This window comes from Phyllobacterium brassicacearum, from assembly GCF_003010955.1.
Taxonomy (GTDB): Bacteria; Pseudomonadota; Alphaproteobacteria; order Rhizobiales; family Rhizobiaceae; genus Phyllobacterium; species Phyllobacterium brassicacearum.
In genome coordinates, this window is sequence record NZ_PGGO01000013.1 from 14206 (window position 1) to 31027 (window position 16822).

Genomic DNA, 16822 nt, shown 5'->3' on the forward strand with positions numbered 1-16822 from the left:
GATGTCCGGGTTAATAGGCTCGTCCCCCGCCTGATCCCGGACGCGGCCAGCCTCATCCCCCTCTCCAGGGTTGACCGCATATGAGTGTAGTGATCTGGTCGCCTGTGGTCCCCCCGCCACGGCGACCATTTCTTTTGTGGCGTCAGCCGCAGCCACTTTTTTATGCCGCGGTTCCAAAAATACGCTAAGAAGAACCCCCTTCACGAATCCCGGCTATAGAAATCAGGAAACACCATGCCAGCTCTCGAACCTGTCTTGAACACACTTGATAACAACCTCGATAAAAGCCTGGAGCGCCTGTTCGATCTGCTGAAAATCAAGTCGATCTCGACCGATCCGGGGTTCAAGGCTGAATGCCGCAAGGCTGCCGAATGGCTTGTCGCCGACCTCAAGTCCGTTGGTTTCGAGGCCAGCGTCCGCGACACGCCTGGCCACCCCATGGTGGTTGCCCATCACGATGGACCGAGCGCCGATTCGCCGCATGTGCTGTTTTACGGTCATTATGACGTGCAGCCGGTCGATCCGTTGGAGTTGTGGGAGAATGATCCGTTTGCTCCGGCAATCAAGGATGTCGGCAATGGCCGCAAGATCCTTACCGGACGCGGAACGTCCGATGACAAAGGCCAGCTCATGACCTTTGTTGAAGCATGCCGCGCTTACAAGGAGGTCCATGGCAACCTGCCGGTCAGGGTATCCATTCTATTCGAGGGCGAAGAGGAATCCGGCTCGCCATCGCTCAAGCCATTTCTGCAGGCTAATCGAGACGAATTGAAAGCAGATTTTGCCCTCGTTTGCGATACGGGTATGTGGAATGCCGAAACGCCGGCAATCTCAGTTGGCCTGCGCGGTCTTGTCGGTGAAGAAATAGTGGTCAAGGCCGCTGATCGGGACCTTCACTCCGGACATTTTGGCGGGGCTGCCGCCAATCCGATTCGGATTCTCGCAAAGGTGCTCGCTGATCTGCATGATGAGAACGGCGCCGTCACGATCCCCGGATTCTATGATGGTGTCGAAGAAACGCCCACGCAAATTCTGCAGATGTGGGATGGATTGGGCACCACACCTGAAAGCTTTCTCGGACCCATCGGGCTTTCCGTTCCTTCCGGTGAAAGAGGCCGCTCGATCCTGGAATTGATCTGGGCCCGCCCGACGGCCGAGATCAATGGTATTACCGGCGGATATGCCGGGCAGGGCTTCAAGACGGTTATTGCAGCCCAGGCCTCGGCCAAAGTATCGTTCCGCCTCGTGCACAAGCAAGATCCGGTGAAGGTCCGTGAAGCTTTCCGGGCGTTTGTTCGCGAACGCATTCCGGCTGATTGTTCGGTGGAGTTCCATGAACATGGCGGTTCGCCGGCAATTCAGCTTTCCTATGAATCACCGCTGCTTACCAAGGCAAAAGATGCATTGAGCGATGAATGGTCGAACCCGGCCGTGCTCATCGCCATGGGTGGATCGATCCCGATCGTCGGCGATTTCCAGAAAATGCTCGGCATGGAATCGCTGCTCGTTGGTTTCGGCCTCGAGGATGACCGGATTCATTCGCCAAACGAAAAATATGAGCTGAATTCTTTCCACAAGGGTCAGCGATCGTGGGCGCGCATCCTTGCAGCGCTCGCCAAGTAATCGAAAGAGAAAATCCCATGAGCATCCGTTTTCACCGCAACGATCTCCCCAACCTGAGCAATTATCAGGTCGATGCCGTTGCAATCGACACGGAAACGCTGGGCCTCAATCCCCACCGTGACCGGCTTTGTGTTGTACAGATTTCGCCTGGCGACGGGTCAGCCGACGTCATTCAGATTGAGAAGGGCCAGAAAACGGCGCCAAATCTGGTGAAGCTTCTTGGCGATGATGCGATCACCAAGATCTTCCATTTCGGGCGCTTTGACCTTGCAGTGTTGTTTCACACCTTTGGTGTCATGCCAAAGCCGGTCTTTTGCACAAAGATCGCCTCGCGTCTGGTGCGCACCTACACCGACAGGCATGGCCTGAAGGAAATCTGCAGCGAGTTGTTGGACATAAACCTTTCCAAACAGCAGCAATCGTCAGACTGGGCAGCACCGGAACTGTCCCAGGCTCAGCTGGAATATGCGGCGTCGGACGTGCTGTACCTGCATCGTCTACGCACCATCTTGCAGCAGCGGCTGGTACGCGACGGACGGTCCGACGAGGCCTCGGCCTGTTTCGAATTTCTGCCCACGCGCTCCAAGCTCGATTTGATGGGCTGGGAAGAGCAGGACATTTTTGCGCATAGTTGAGACGGCTATTCGGCCGAAGCCAACGCTTCCCTGCGTGCCGGGGCGCGATCAATATGCGCCCATTGCGGTCGTTTGAACAAAAATTGCCCGTACCCGCTCCATTGGATCAGTCCGTAAAGGATCACGGGACTAAGCACGCCGCTCGCTACCGTAAGAAGCGATATCGTGCCGATGTCGGTGATGATGCCAGTTTTCAGCAGAATGGTACGGGCGATCGCCATTGGCAGGAAGAATGCGAGATAAACGACGATCGAATGAGCTCCAAGCCAACGCAGTGGTGTGACGACCCTTTCCCACGAGGAGAGGGAGCCTGCAATCAGTGCGGAGACCGAGACGATGGCCAAGGCTCCGGCGAAACCGGCGGTCAAGGAGATTACCGGGACGCTGCTCCAGCCGCCGAGGCCGCCTGACGTGTAGCTTTCCTCCGGGATCCAGGCCGAAAACGGCTCGGATGCAGGATGGAACACCAGCCACCCATTGGTGAGCGCCCAGAAACCGAGAATAGTAAGGGCTACAAGCGGTCGCTGCCGCAGCCAATCGGCTAGGCGGAAAATTGCAGGAGCGAAGGCGTAGCCGGCAAAGAAATAGACGAACCGGCTGCAGAATTCGTCAATCACCAACCAGCCGGTGTGGATGGGCAAGGTTTCCAGAGCTGCGGCAACGCCCAGAACAAACCAGACATTGACGCCCTTGAGGAGGCGCGTGAAGACGAAGAAAACCGGTAATAGATAGATGAACCAAAGGGTTCCGAACGGTTGGACAAAGGCCAGAAGATAGGCGGTGATGGCACCCCCTATACCACTTTCTGCAATGATTCCCGGTGCCTTGAACAGGAACTGTATGGTCAGCCACAGCACGTAGAAATAAGCAAAGTGGATGATCTTGCGGTCCGTATAACGTAGCCACGGGCGGTCGATCACCAGTCCGAGGAAAAGGCCCGAAATCAGGAAGAAATCCGGCATTCGGAAAGGCTGGGCAAATGCAACAACCGGGTGCATCCAGCCTCGGGCCCCTGCCTCGTTTTCGACACCGAGAACCGAATGCATCATCACGACAAAGATTATGCAGATGCCTTTGGCAATATCGACCCAATCGACCCGTGTCTTTTCACCGGTGCTTACCATTCTCTGTTCCCCAACCCGTTCTGCTTTGATACGCGAAAATCGCGAAGAGGAAGTAAAATTCAGGTGATGGATGGTCAAACAAAAAAGCCGGGCAAAAGCCCGGCGAATTGTGAACGCTAAAGCGTCCAGAGGGGAACACGCAACGAGCGAAAAATGGGAGGAGAACCACTCGTTACGCATGAATGAAAATAGAGCTGCCCCAGATGCTTTTCAAGGGGTGCAAGATATTATTTTACGCGCGCGATCATTTTTTGTCTCGGGCGGCTTGGAACCGGCCTGATTTTAGTTGGCTGGAGTACGGGGCTGGGCACTCTGGCCGGAGAATTCCTCCAGATCCTTGCAAACGCCATGGCCGCGCAGCTGGCAACCACCGAGACGATACTGTGCTTCCGATGCCGGTGCAGGATTGAGGCGCTCTATGGCACCGCCGGCGCAGCCGCTCAACAACACCGACAAACCGGCAAGGACGACAAAACGCATTGATTCACTCCGTCATTGATACCGGCAAGGTAGCGTTGGTTACCTTTTTTCTCAATCGTTCAACGGCGCGTATTAAATCCGATAAACTCGACTTTAACCGCACCTTAAATCGCCGCATTTACCCTGCAACGGGTCGCGGATCATTCTTGCGGCTCATGTGGGGCGGGACTTCTATTAATGGCATCACGCGATAGGGGCAGACAACGTATCGAGCCGGGGTTCAGTTCGGACCGCCGTTCGGGCGACGATTTGCGCGCAGATCCGGAGGACAGGCCTGTGGCGAAACGCAAGACCGTACGAAAATCCACCAAATCCAAACGCGGCAAATCCCGCCGTGGCAGCGGAAGCGGTGGTTTCTTTGGCCTGTTGCGGCGCGCGGTCTATTGGTCGTTCGTGCTCTGCATCTGGGGCGGCATCGCCTTGGCGGGGACGGTCATCTATTTCGCAGCCAAGATGCCCCAGACAACAACCTGGTCAATTCCGGACCGCCCGCCCAATGTCAAGATCGTTTCGGTCGAGGGCGACCTGATCGCCAATCGTGGTGCTTCAGGCGGTGAAGCAATCAGCCTGCACGACATGTCACCATACCTGCCAGAGGCTGTGGTCGCCATTGAAGACCGGCGTTTCTACTCGCATTTCGGCGTCGATCCGATCGGCTTTGCCCGCGCCATGGCAGCCAATGTCATGTCCGGGCGATTGGTCCAGGGTGGGTCGACCATTACCCAACAATTGGCGAAAAACCTTTTTCTGACGCCGGATCGCACCATCGAACGCAAGGTTCAGGAAGTGTTGCTGGCGCTCTGGCTGGAGCAAAAATACACCAAAGACCAAATCCTGGAGATGTATCTGAACCGCGTGTACCTGGGTTCTGGTTCCTATGGTGTTGCCGCGGCCTCACGACGTTATTTCGACAAATCGGCAAAGGAAGTGACCTTGCCAGAGGCGGCACTGATTGCCGGGCTGTTGAAGGCGCCATCAAGACTGTCGCCGGCACGCGATCCAAAAGCAGCCAGTGAGCGCGCGCAGCTTGTCCTCGCCGCCATGCGCGAACAGGGCATGATCGGAGACAAGGAACTGACCTTTGCCATGAAGCAGCCGGCAACCCGCGCTGCATCCTATTGGAGCGGCTCGGAACAATATGTTGCCGACCGGGTGATGGAGGAGTTGCCGGGTTTGATCGGCGACGTGCGCAGCGACGTCATTGTCGACACCACCGTCGATCTCGGATTGCAAAAGCTCGGCGAAGCATCAATTCGCGATTTGATCAGCAAGAACGGCGAGAAACTGAATGTTTCGCAAGGTGCGATGGTGTCGATCGATGGCACTGGGGCCGTGCGAGCACTCATTGGCGGTTATGACTACGCCAACAGTCAGTTCGACCGCGCCAGCGAAGCCAAGCGCCAGCCTGGGTCAGCATTCAAGCCGTTTGTATACCTGTCAGCCCTGGAGCAAGGCTTTACACCGGAATCCGTACGCAACGATGCGCCGATTCGCATCGGCAATTGGACACCTGGAAACTACAACGGCAAATATTTCGGCAAAGTCACGCTTGCCGAGGCGCTTGCACGCTCGTTGAATTCGGTTTCGGCGCAGCTGGTGATGGAAGTAGGGCCCAAGACTGTTGTCTCGACCGCACACCGCCTGGGGATCGAATCCAACCTCACCTCGAATGCCTCACTGGCGCTCGGAACGTCCGAAGTCACGCTGCTTGAGCTGACCGATTCCTTCGTGCCTTTTGCCAATGGCGGCTACAAGGCGCCGCTGCACATTATTCGCCGTGTGACTACCAATGAAGGCAAGGTGCTTTACGAGTACAAAAGCCCGGCGCCGAACCGCGTCATTGACCTGCGCAATGTCGGGATGATAAATGCGATGCTGCGGCAGACAGTCGAAAGCGGGACGGCCACCAAGGCGAAGTTCGGTTGGCCAGCGGCCGGAAAGACCGGGACAAGCCAGAATTTCCGCGACGCCTGGTTCATCGGGTACACATCGAACCTGGCAACGGGCGTGTGGTTCGGCAATGACGACGGCAGACCGACAAAGAAAATTACAGGCGGTTCGCTGCCTGCTATCGCCTGGAAAGACTTCATGGTTGCCGCCCACAAGGGTGTGCCGGTGGCGTCACTGCCAGGTGAATATCAGCTGGATCAGCAGGTCAACGATGGCAACGATATTTTGCCGTCGTCCGGAGTAGACCCCGCGGCGCCTGCATCCGAGGGAGTGCCATCAGCGCAACTCAACCCGGCAGGGCCCATGCCGCCGGTTGACGTCGGGAACCAGACTGGATCAACCCGTCCGGTTCCGCCGGCGAATGTTGGCAGCAATGGTCAGAAGGGCCGTAAGACCACCACGCTATTCGATTTGATCATGGGAAACTGACGGCTTAGCTCGTCAGCGTCCGCTTTACCGCGGTTTTCCAACCCGCAAGCTTCGTCTTACGGGTTTTCTCGTCCATTTTCGGGGTGAATTGCACGTCACGTTCCCATGTCTTGGAAAACTCGCGCCTGTTTGGCCAGATACCGGCTTTTGAGCCGGCAAGCCAGGCAGCGCCGAGAGCCGTCGTCTCGAGGATCTCTGGACGGTCTACCGGCGCATCGAGGATGTCGGCGAGGCGCTGCATGGTCCAGTCAGACGCGACCATGCCGCCATCGACACGCAGCACCGTTTTCGTGCCGGATGACTTCCAATCCTTGCGCATGGCGTCAAGCAGGTCGCGCGTCTGGTAGGCAACCGACTCAAGCGCCGCACGCGCGAACTCCGCCGGGCCGGTGTTGCGGGTAAGACCGTAGATCGCGCCGCGCGCTTCCGCATCCCAATGGGGAGCGCCAAGACCGACAAAGGCCGGAACCAGATAGACGTTCTGACTGGGATCCGCCTGATCGGCGAGCTTACCGGTCTCCGGCGCCGATCCGATGATCTTCAGTCCATCGCGCAACCATTGTACGGCCGCGCCAGCGATGAAAATGGAGCCTTCCAGCGCGTAGGTCGTCTTGCCATTGAGCCGGTATGCAATCGTCGTCAGCAACCGGTTCTTCGACAGGACCATGTCGCTGCCGGTGTTGAGGAGCGCAAAGCAACCGGTGCCATACGTCGATTTGAACATGCCCGGCTCGAAACAGGCCTGGCCAATAGTGGCGGCGTGCTGGTCGCCGGCGACGCCAAGAATGGGAATCGTTGCGCCGAACAGTTCGGCCTCGGCGGCACCGTAATTGGCGGCGCAATCCTTGACTTCCGGCAGCATGGCACGAGGGATGCGGAGTATATCCAGCAGCTCATCATCCCACTCATTCGTGGCGATGTTGAAGAGCAGCGTCCGCGAGGCATTTGTGGCGTCAGTCGCGTGCACCTTGCCGCCGGTCAGCCGCCAGATGAGAAAACAATCGACTGTCCCGAACAATAACTCGCCGTTGGCGGCGCGTTTTCGCGCGCCCGGGACCTTGTCCAGGATCCACGCAAGCTTGGTACCGGAGAAATAGGGGTCAAGAAGGAGGCCCGTTTTCTTGGTGAACGTCTTTTCGAGCCCTTGTTTCTTCAGTCTCTGGCAGATCGGCGCCGTGCGTCTGTCCTGCCAGACAATGGCATTATGGACAGGTTTTCCCGTCGCCTTGTCCCAGACGATGACGGTCTCGCGTTGATTGGTGATGCCGATGGCGGCAACATCGCCCGCATGTATCTTGGCGTTCTCGATCGCGACTTGACATGTGCTGAGGACGGATTGCCAGATTTCTTCCGGATCATGCTCGACCCAACCGGACTGCGGATAGATCTGTGTGAATTCCTGCTGGCTTTTGCCAACGACCTTGCGATTCTTGTCAAAAATAATGGCGCGGCTCGATGTGGTGCCTTGATCGATGGCCAGAACATATCCGTTCATGCTTCCCCCCTGATTTGCGGTCACAATATTTATCTGAGCGGAGCAGATCAATCGTTGCGACATGATATGCCTCGAATTTCACGCTGCGATGCGATAATGCTGTGCCAACGGAGTATTCACATGACCAATGATGAACCACGCAAGGTGCTTGTGCTAACCGGTGCCAGCCGCGGTATCGGCCACGCCACTGTCAAACGTTTCTCGCGCGCAGGCTGGCGCGTCATCACCTGTTCCCGCCAGAGCTTTGACGACAATTGTCCTTGGCCGGCCGGTCCCGAGGACCACATCAAGGTGGATCTGGCCGATCCCGCCGACGTCGACCATGCAGTTTCTGAGATACAGCAACGGCTTGCGGCCGAAGGCGGCAAACTCAATGCACTCGTGAACAATGCCGGCATTTCGCCGAAGAACAGCACGGGCGACCGGCTTGATTCGATCGAGACACCAATGCAGACATGGATGACGGTGTTTCAGGTGAACTTCTTTGCGCCGATCATGCTCGCTCGCGGTCTGTTCAAGGAGCTTGAGGCGGCACAGGGGTCGGTGGTCAATGTGACCTCGATTGCGGGCAGCCGCGTCCATCCTTTCGCAGGAACGGCCTATGCGACCTCCAAAGCTGCACTGGCTTCGCTGACCCGGGAAATGGCATCGGATTTTGGGCCGCACGGCATTCGCGTCAATGCGATTGCACCGGGTGAAATCGATACGGCGATACTCTCTCCAGGGACCGACAAGCTGGTCGAGCATTTGCCGTTGCGACGTCTTGGCAAGACGGCCGAGGTGGCTGAGACGATTTACTTCCTGTGCACCGAGTCGTCTTCTTATGTGACCGGATCGGAGATCCACATCAACGGCGGGCAGCACGTTTAATAGCCTGCCCTCCCCGTGGAGCGGGCAGGCTTTTGATGTTCAAACGTAGCGGTTAACGACGTTCTCGAGGTATTCCTGCTTGCCCGAACGCGGTTGCGGCTGAATGTTGTTTCCTTCAACTTTCTTGGCAATGTCTTCGAGCGAGAGTTTACCCGAAAGCATGGCTTGCCCATCCGGCTTGGACCAGCCTGCGTAACGCTCGTCAACAAAGCTGGTCAGAACCTTGTCTTCGATCATCTTCGCTGCCGCCTTGAGACCCCGGGCGCACGTGTCCATGCCGCCGATATGCGCGATCAGCAAATCCTGGGGATCAAGCGACTGCCGGCGCAGCTTGGCGTCGAAGTTCGTGCCGCCCGTCGTGAAACCACCAGCCTTGAGGATCTCGTAATAGGCCAGGGCTACTTCCGGAACATTGTTCGGGAACTGGTCCGTGTCCCAACCGGACTGATAATCGTTACGGTTCATGTCGATTGAACCTAAAATGCCCAAGGCGGCAGCCGTTGCCAGCTCATGCTCGAAGGAATGGCCGGCAAGGATTGCATGTCCCTGTTCGAGATTGACCTTCACTTCGTTTTCGAGCCCGAACCGCTTGAGGAAGCCGTAAACCGTCGCAGTGTCGTAATCATACTGGTGCTTGGTTGGTTCTTGCGGCTTTGGTTCGATGAGGATTGCGCCCTTGAAGCCGATCTTGTGTTTGTAATCGACGACGAGACTGAGGAAGCGGCCCATCTGGTCGAGTTCGCGTTTCATGTCGGTGTTGAGCAGCGTTTCGTAGCCTTCGCGGCCGCCCCAAAGGACGTAGTTCTCGCCCTTTAGCTTCTGCGTGACATCGATACAGGTTTTGACGGTTGCGGCAGCGTAGGCGAATACATCGGGGTCCGGATTTGTTGCTGCACCGGACATGTAGCGGCGGTTGGAGAAAAGATTAGCTGTGCCCCAAAGCAGTTTAGTGCCGGTCATTGCCATCTTGCCTTCGAAATAATCGGCGATTTCGTAGAGACGCTTGTTACTTTCCGCGATCGTATCGCCTTCCGGACGCACATCGGCATCATGGAAACAGAAATACGGTGCGCCAAGAATGGAAAACATCTCGAACGCAACGTCCGCCTTCAGCCTTGCCCCATCCATCGTGTCGTTGAACCAAGGACGTTCGAAAGTCTGGCCACCGAAGGGATCCCCGCCCGGCCATACGAAAGAATGCCAATAGGCGATGGCAAAACGCAGATGGTCCTCTTGCCGCTTGCCGAGAACAATCTCGTCGGGATTGTAGAAGCGATAGGCGAGCGGATTGATGCTTTCCGGGCCTTCGTACGTGATGGGTTTTATATCACCAAAGAATCCGCTGCTCATGACTGAACTCCTTTTAATGCTGGATAGAGGTTGTGATAGCGATTGTACGCGGCGTCGAAGGCGTCGGTGAGAGCCGTTTCGGGTTCGATCGTGTAATCTGTGGAAGGTGCGGCACAGATTGCGCGAGGGTCGCCATTTTCTGCAGCGATAAGACCGAGCCGGGCGGCGCCAAATGCAGCACCGAAATCACCATCGGCCGGAACGTCGACCGGGATGTTCAGCGCCGTCGCGATAGCCTTGAGCCAGTAGGTCGAACGCGAACCACCGCCAACTGCTGTCACGCGCTCAAGCTTTGTCCCCGCGGCGGCAAGCGCGTGCAGGCAGTCGCGAAACGCAAAGGCAACGCCTTCAAGGACAGCCTGCGTCAGGACAGCCCGGTCGCTGGCGTGTTCGAGGCCATGGAACGAGCCGCGGATGGCGGAATCGTTGAGCGGTGTGCGCTCACCGGAAAGATAGGGGAGGAATGTGACGCCGGAAGGTGCGCGCAACTGGTCACCAAGCTCACCCGTCAGTTCTGCCGGCTGGCGGGATGCGATCCCTGCATACCAGTTCAGCGCGTCGGTCGCCGACAGGATAACCCCCATCTGGTGCCAGGTGTTTGGAAGGGCATGGCAGAAGGTATGAACGGCGCTTTGGGGATTGGGCAGATAGGCACTGTTGGCCGCAAAAAGCACGCCGGAGGTGCCGAGCGACACAAAGGCATGGCCTTCAGCGACTGTCCCCATGCCGCAGGCTGAAGCAGCGTTGTCACCGGCACCGCCTGCCACCACCACGCTGGTGCCCATACCCCAGCGCGCTGCAAGGTCAGCTTTCAATTTACCGGAAACCTCGGTTCCTTCGACAAGCGAGGGCATAAAGCTTGCATCGAGACCGGTTGCGGCAAGCAGTTCTGGAGACCAGGCGCGTTTGCCGACATCGAGCCACGAAGTACCCGCTGCATCGGACATTTCCGATACATGCTCGCCCGTGAGCCATAGCCGCAAGTAGTCCTTTGGCAGGAGCACTCGGCTGAGCTTAGCGAAGACATCAGGCTCGTTGTTCTTGACCCAGGCGATTTTGGGTGCGGTGAACCCGGGGAACACGATGTTGCCGCTCAGCGCGCGGAAGATTGGGTTGCTGTCGAATTCGGCGGCTTCCTTATGGCTGCGCGTATCATTCCATAGAATGCAAGGCCGCAGCACCTGATCACCGGCATCGAGCAGCGTTGCTCCGTGCATCTGGCCTGACAGACCGATACCCTTTACAGCAGCAAGTTCCTTGCCATGCGTGGCTCTGACCGCTGCAACCGCACCCTCGGTGGCCTTGATCCAGTGGGATGGATCTTGCTCCGACCATCCAGATTGTGGCCGCGAGATATCGAGTATCCCGGTACCCGAGGCTATGACGGACTGTTTCTCGTCGATCAGCAATGCCTTGACACCGGACGTGCCCAAATCGAGACCTAGATACATAGATTCTTCTCCTGAAATTTAGCTAGATCGCACGCTTGAGCGGCGCTTCCTTGACGTCACCAGGTGCGAAGATCTGGGTGTCAAGGTGAAGCAACGACGTCATCATGCAACCTTGAAGGATCAGCGGATGTTCGTCCGGGTAGCAGCGGATATTGAGATCCTGTGTCGCACCCCAGCCCGAAGTGCCCGAAACGATACCGCGCAATTCATCCTCCATGAGATCGAAGACTCCCGCTCCTGGACCAACCAACGCCACGGGAACCGGGTCAATGAGGGAGAACAGACTGCGCAACCCAGATCCGATCGCTTGCCCAGCCTTCCGAAACGCTGCGCGCTCGCTGCCGTCGTTTGCGCGCGCGAGATCGGCGACTTCGCCAAAGGCTGCGGGATCCACATCCTGGGCAGGCTGGGAATTGTCTTCTTGGCCGGACGTTTTTCGCAAGATCGCATAGTCGCTGGCATAGGCTTCGATGCAGCCATGACGGCCGCAACGGCATAGCGCACCGTTTGGTACGTGCAGCATGTGGCCGAATTCGGCAGCGGAGGATTGAGCTCCGACGAATGGTTTGCCCTTGAGATACAGGCCCATGCCGATGCCGTGCGAAAGCAGAATTGCTGCAAAATCCTCAGCATAATGGGAGGGGTCGCTCCAGCGCAGCGCTTCAGAGATCATGTTGCAGTCGTTTGCGACGGCAACGGTTACGCCATATCGCTTTGAAAGCGTTTCTCCGAAAGCAATGTTGCTGTCAGGTGTAATTGGGGACCAAAGCATGGTGCCGCCGGCAGAGTCCGTGACGCCTTGCACACCCATCGATATATGCATCAGCCTTCCTGCTTTGGGGGGAAGACTTCCGAGCTGATTATCGAGCATCCGGCATATCGACTGGTTGAGATCGTCCGCCGCTGCCGCCAGTGTCGGGACGCGTTGGAGCTCCTCGGATATCACCTGTCCCTTGTAGTCGAACAAGACGGCGTGAACGAGGTTGAGGGCGAGTTCGACAGCAGCGATCGTGCCTATTTCCGGGTTCAATGCGAGAGCGACCTGCGGCCGTCCGCGGCGGTTCGAAGCGACATCGCTGTCGCGGCTTTCGCCTATGATTCCTTCGGCAATGAGCGCTGTTGTAATGGCCGATACCGTGGATGGGCTGAGACCGGTCTCGGCAACGATATCGGTGCGCGACAGCGACCCGTGCCGGCGCAGGCCCGTCAGGACGAGCCTTCGATTTTGGCGCCTGACATCGTCCGGTCTCGCGATCTCATCGATCAACAAAATGATTTCCTCCCGAAATCTTTTTTTGTGCGTCGCAAAATTATTGTTGCGCTGCAATAGGTTATCCTACGCAAAACCAAGTTGACATGGAAATGGTTTTAAGTCACTATTTTTTTCGAGCCTCGAAATAAAGAGGTTTTGGTGCTGGCCGGAGGTGAAAGGTCAAGCATCGATCAGTCAACGTGCTGCATGCACTGGGAGGATTATCATGAAAAAATATGCAACCGCTTTGGCGGGTGCCGCTGTTCTTGCTGTCTCCATAGCCGGACCTGCTCTGGCGAAGGACAAGGTTGTTGGTGTGTCTTGGTCCAACTTCCAGGAAGAACGCTGGAAGACCGACGAAGCAGCTATCAAAAAGGCGCTCGAGGCCAATGGCGACAAGTACATTTCGGCTGACGCTCAGTCTTCCGCTTCCAAGCAGCTGACCGACGTTGAAAGCCTCATCTCCCAAGGTGCGAACGCCCTGATCATCCTCGCGCAGGATTCGGGCGCCATCGGACCAGCTGTCGAGAAGGCCGTTGCCGAAGGCATTCCAGTCGTCGGCTATGACCGGCTGATCGAAAACAAGGACGCGTTCTACATCACCTTCGATAACAAGGAAGTTGGCCGCATGCAGGCGCGCGGCGTCTTCGCTGTGAAGCCCGAGGGCAACTACGTGTTCATCAAGGGCAGCTCCGCTGATCCGAACGCAGACTTCCTGTTCTCGGGTGCCCAGGAAGTCCTGAAGGAAGCAATCGACTCCGGCAAGATCAAGAACGTCGGCGAGGCCTATACGGACGGCTGGCTGCCTGCCAATGCCCAGAAGAACATGGAGCAGTTCCTCACTGCCAACGACAACAAGGTTGACGCTGTTGTTGCCGCCAACGACGGCACCGCAGGCGGTGCAATCGCTGCTCTGCAAGCACAGGGCCTTGCTGGAAACGTTCCGGTCTCGGGCCAGGACGCCGACTTCGCTGCGTTGAACCGCGTTGCGCTCGGCACGCAGACCGTGACGATCTGGAAGGACTCGCGTGAGCTGGGTGCGCAGGCGGCCGGCATCGCTTCGGCTCTCGCCGACGGCAAGAAAATGGAAGAAATTCCAAACGTCCAGAAGTTCGCCGGTGGTGCCAACAAGGTTGAAGTCAACGCTGTCTTCCTGACACCGGTTCCGGTGACCAAGGACAACCTCGATGTCGTCATCGATGCTGGCTGGGTGACGAAGGACGTCGTCTGCCAGGGTGTCAAGGCTGGCGCTGTCCCGGCCTGCAAGTAAACCGCTCAAATCTGCTAATATTGAACGCCGCTGGTCCACTGGATCAGCGGCGTTTTAAAAAACATGGAACTGGGAGAATAAAATGAGTGATCCAGCCATAAGTCTCGACCGGGCACGCGCCTCAGAACTTGGCATAGTTGCCCGGTTCTTCAAGGCAACTGAGCTCGACACACGCCTTCTCGGCATGATCGGAGCGCTGGTCATCATCTGGCTTGCCTTCCAGTTCCTCTCGGGGGGGCAGTTCTTGACGCCGCGCAACCTGTGGAATCTGTCGGTCCAGACATCGTCCATTGCCGTGATGGCAACCGGCATGGTCCTGATCATCGTTACCCGCAATATCGACCTCTCGGTCGGTTCCGTGCTCGGCTTTGTCGGGATGATCATGGGCGTCACCCAGGCAGAATTCCTGCCGAAGCTGATAGGCTTCGAGCATCCAGCCACCTGGATCATTGCCCTCGGCATCGGCATCCTGACAGGCGCGCTGATTGGTGGTTTCCAGGGCTTCATCATCGCATTCCTCGGCGTTCCGGCCTTCATCGTTACCCTTGGCGGGCTCCTCGTTTGGCGAGGCGCGGCCTGGTGGGTCACGTCCGGCCGCACGGTTGCGCCGATGGACTCGACCTTCCGCCTCATGGGCGGTGGACCTGAAGGCGCAATCGGCGCCACGTGGAGCTGGGTTGTCGGTATTATTGCTTGCCTTGCCATCGTCGCGATGGTCGTCAACAGCCGCCGCCAGCGCAAGCGTTTCAATTTTCCGCGCAGACCAGTTTGGGCAGAGGTGTTCATGTCGGCTGTGGGCTGCGGTCTCGTCCTCGGGGCAGTTGCCCTCGCCAACGCCTATTACTGGCCGATCGGTATCGTGCGCAAATACGCAGAAGCCAGCGGCATCACGATTCCCGACGGCGGCCTGTTCATCTCGCATGGCATCGCCCTGCCAGTGCTGATTGCCGTCGCGACGGGCATTATCATGACGTTTGTCACAACACGCACGCGCTTCGGCCGCTATGTCTTTGCCATGGGTGGCAATCCGGAGGCGGCCGATCTTGCCGGTATCAATACCCGCTGGGTTACGATGAAAATCTTCATCATCATGGGCATTCTTTGTGCCATTGCCGGTGCGATCTCCACCGCACGCCTGAATGCTGCGACCAATGCGCAAGGCACACTGGACGAACTCTTGACCATCGCCGCTGCGGTTATCGGCGGCACGTCCCTGGCGGGCGGCGTCGGCACGATCGCCGGGGCGATGATTGGTGCACTGCTGATGCAGTCGCTGAGTTCGGGCATGGTGCTTCTTGGTCTTGATACGCCGTTGCAGAACATTGTCGTCGGTCTCGTTCTCGTCGTTGCCGTATGGCTCGACACGATCTATCGCCGCCGCACCGCTTGAGGGGAGAACAAGAAATGACCAGTACACAAGCACCTCTCGTTGATATGGAAAACATCTCGATCGCTTTCGGTGGTATCCGGGCGGTCGATGGAGCTTCCGTCAATTTGTACCCTGGTGAGGTCGTGGCTTTGCTCGGCCATAATGGCGCCGGCAAGTCGACGCTGATCAAAATCCTCTCGGGCGCCTACAAGCGCGACAGCGGGACGATCAAGGTCAATGGCGAAGAGGCCGCGATCAGCAACCCCCGCGACGCCAAATCCCACGGTATTGAGACGATCTATCAGACATTGGCGCTCGCAGATAATGTGGATACGGCCGCCAATCTCTATCTCGGCCGCGAGCTGATGACACCCTGGGGCACACTAGACGACGTGGCGATGGAGCACAGCGCGCGCGAAGTCATGGGGCGGCTAAATCCGCGCTTCCAGCGGTTCAAGGACCCGGTTAAGGCACTTTCCGGCGGTCAGCGCCAGTCGGTCGCCATTGCACGCGCGATCCTCTTCAACGCCCGCATCCTGATCATGGACGAGCCCACAGCCGCGCTCGGACCGCAGGAGACTGCCCAGGTTGGTGAACTCATCAAGCAATTGAAAAGCGAAGGTATCGGTATCTTCCTGATCAGCCACGACATTCACGACGTCTTCCATCTCGCAGATCGAGTGGCCGTGATGAAGAACGGTCAGGTCGTCGGCACCGCCAAGGTAGGGGATGTAACCGAGGATGAAGTGCTTGGCATGATCATTCTAGGTAAATGTCCGCCAGGCGCGATACCGGGTCCCGGTGCCGTCAACTAAACGCAATAAAAAGGCCGCTTTAAGCGGCCTTTTTATTGGGAGCTGGATTGCTCAGATTGATTCGACGTGCTGGACCTCGGGAACGAAATGCTTAAGAAGGTTCTGGATGCCGTGTTTGAGGGTGGCCGTCGATGAGGGGCAGCCAGAGCACGCACCCTTCATGTGCAGGAAAACAGTGCCGTTCTCATAACCGCGGAACGTGATATCGCCGCCATCCTGGGCCACAGCGGGGCGGACACGGGTTTCAAGCAGTTCCTTGATTGTATCGACAATTTCCGTGTCGGCACTGTCAAAGAACTCGCCATCGGTCTCGCGCTGTGCCGTATCGGCAACCTGGGTCGCATTGGCCATGACGGGCGCGCCCGACATGAAGTGCTCCATGATTGCGCCGAGGATGGCGGGCTTCAGGTGCTGCCACTCCGGGCCTTCGGACTTGGTCACCGTAACGAAATCGTAACCGAAGAACACGCCGGTAACACCGGGGATGGCAAAGATCTTGCCAGCAAGCTGAGAAGCCTCTCCCGCACTCGCCGCGTCGCGGAAATCAGCCGTTCCTTCCTCAAGCACCACCTTCCCAGGCAGGAATTTCAAGGTCGCCGGATTCGGCGTTGCTTCAGTCTGGATGAACATGGCGGATCTCGCGTGTCTAGTTTAGAACCATTCAAAGGGCGATATAGGCCTTTAAACCCAACTCTTCAAGTCAGGATTG

The 16822-nt window shown here is 57.5% G+C and carries 14 protein-coding genes; 7 read left to right on the forward strand and 7 right to left on the reverse strand.

Going from position 1 to position 16822, the window contains the following annotated elements; translation table 11 throughout:
* Nucleotides 1–234: 234 nt before the first annotated feature.
* Both CU102_RS17105 and CU102_RS17110 read left to right on the forward strand, forming a co-directional pair.
* Nucleotides 235–1623 (forward strand): M20/M25/M40 family metallo-hydrolase, encoded by a 1389-nt coding sequence (locus CU102_RS17105; RefSeq protein ID WP_106712319.1) that lies wholly within the window; start codon nucleotides 235–237, stop codon nucleotides 1621–1623.
* Between the two features lie 17 nt (nucleotides 1624–1640).
* The gene (locus CU102_RS17110; RefSeq protein ID WP_106712320.1) at nucleotides 1641–2258 is read left to right on the forward strand and encodes a ribonuclease D; all 618 of its coding nucleotides are present in this window, start codon (nucleotides 1641–1643) and stop codon (nucleotides 2256–2258) included.
* Between the two features lie 5 nt (nucleotides 2259–2263).
* On the opposite strand, the gene CU102_RS17115 is transcribed toward CU102_RS17110, so the two are convergent.
* Nucleotides 2264–3382: an acyltransferase family protein gene (locus tag CU102_RS17115; RefSeq protein ID WP_106712321.1), complete on the reverse strand. Its 1119-nt coding sequence runs from the start codon at nucleotides 3380–3382 to the stop codon at nucleotides 2264–2266.
* Between the two features lie 282 nt (nucleotides 3383–3664).
* The gene (locus CU102_RS17125) at nucleotides 3665–3862 is read right to left on the reverse strand and encodes a hypothetical protein (RefSeq protein ID WP_106712323.1); all 198 of its coding nucleotides are present in this window, start codon (nucleotides 3860–3862) and stop codon (nucleotides 3665–3667) included.
* A 177-nt stretch (nucleotides 3863–4039) separates the two neighbouring features.
* On the opposite strand from CU102_RS17125, the gene CU102_RS17130 reads away from it, so the two are divergent.
* Entirely contained in the window at nucleotides 4040–6241 is a 2202-nt protein-coding gene (locus CU102_RS17130; RefSeq protein WP_106712324.1) for a transglycosylase domain-containing protein, read from the forward strand.
* Between the two features lie 4 nt (nucleotides 6242–6245).
* Here CU102_RS17130 and glpK read toward each other — a convergent pair whose 3' ends face one another.
* Complete coding sequence (gene glpK / locus CU102_RS17135; protein WP_106712325.1) at nucleotides 6246–7736, reverse strand: glycerol kinase GlpK; 1491 nt, start codon at nucleotides 7734–7736, stop codon at nucleotides 6246–6248.
* 96 nt (nucleotides 7737–7832) lie between these two features.
* Between glpK and CU102_RS17140 the strand changes: the two genes are divergently transcribed.
* Nucleotides 7833–8606, forward strand: coding sequence for an SDR family NAD(P)-dependent oxidoreductase (locus CU102_RS17140; protein ID WP_425351563.1), 774 nt, complete (start codon nucleotides 7833–7835; stop codon nucleotides 8604–8606).
* A 39-nt stretch (nucleotides 8607–8645) separates the two neighbouring features.
* Here CU102_RS17140 and xylA read toward each other — a convergent pair whose 3' ends face one another.
* The 3 genes from xylA to CU102_RS17155 are packed head-to-tail and all read right to left on the reverse strand — an operon-like array spanning nucleotide 8646 to nucleotide 12674.
* Complete coding sequence (xylA, locus tag CU102_RS17145; RefSeq protein WP_106712327.1) at nucleotides 8646–9956, reverse strand: xylose isomerase; 1311 nt, start codon at nucleotides 9954–9956, stop codon at nucleotides 8646–8648.
* Nucleotides 9953–11407 (reverse strand): xylulokinase, encoded by a 1455-nt coding sequence (xylB, locus tag CU102_RS17150; RefSeq protein WP_106712328.1) that lies wholly within the window; start codon nucleotides 11405–11407, stop codon nucleotides 9953–9955. Before xylB ends, xylA begins: the two co-directional genes overlap by 4 nt.
* 22 nt (nucleotides 11408–11429) lie before the next feature.
* Complete coding sequence (locus tag CU102_RS17155; protein ID WP_106712448.1) at nucleotides 11430–12674, reverse strand: ROK family transcriptional regulator; 1245 nt, start codon at nucleotides 12672–12674, stop codon at nucleotides 11430–11432.
* A 211-nt stretch (nucleotides 12675–12885) separates the two neighbouring features.
* On the opposite strand from CU102_RS17155, the gene xylF reads away from it, so the two are divergent.
* The 3 genes from xylF (at nucleotide 12886) to CU102_RS17170 (ending at nucleotide 16113) form a co-directional block, all read left to right on the forward strand.
* A complete protein-coding gene (gene xylF, locus CU102_RS17160; RefSeq protein WP_106712329.1) occupies nucleotides 12886–13929 on the forward strand; it encodes a D-xylose ABC transporter substrate-binding protein in 1044 nt (347 codons plus the stop codon).
* An 82-nt stretch (nucleotides 13930–14011) separates the two neighbouring features.
* Entirely contained in the window at nucleotides 14012–15319 is a 1308-nt protein-coding gene (locus CU102_RS17165) for a sugar ABC transporter permease (RefSeq protein ID WP_106712330.1), read from the forward strand.
* A gap of 14 nt (nucleotides 15320–15333) precedes the next feature.
* Nucleotides 15334–16113 (forward strand): ATP-binding cassette domain-containing protein, encoded by a 780-nt coding sequence (locus CU102_RS17170; protein ID WP_106712331.1) that lies wholly within the window; start codon nucleotides 15334–15336, stop codon nucleotides 16111–16113.
* A gap of 51 nt (nucleotides 16114–16164) precedes the next feature.
* Here the strand turns inward: CU102_RS17170 and CU102_RS17175 are convergent, their stop codons facing one another.
* Nucleotides 16165–16743, reverse strand: coding sequence for a NifU family protein (locus CU102_RS17175; protein WP_106712332.1), 579 nt, complete (start codon nucleotides 16741–16743; stop codon nucleotides 16165–16167).
* Nucleotides 16744–16822 lie beyond the last annotated feature (79 nt).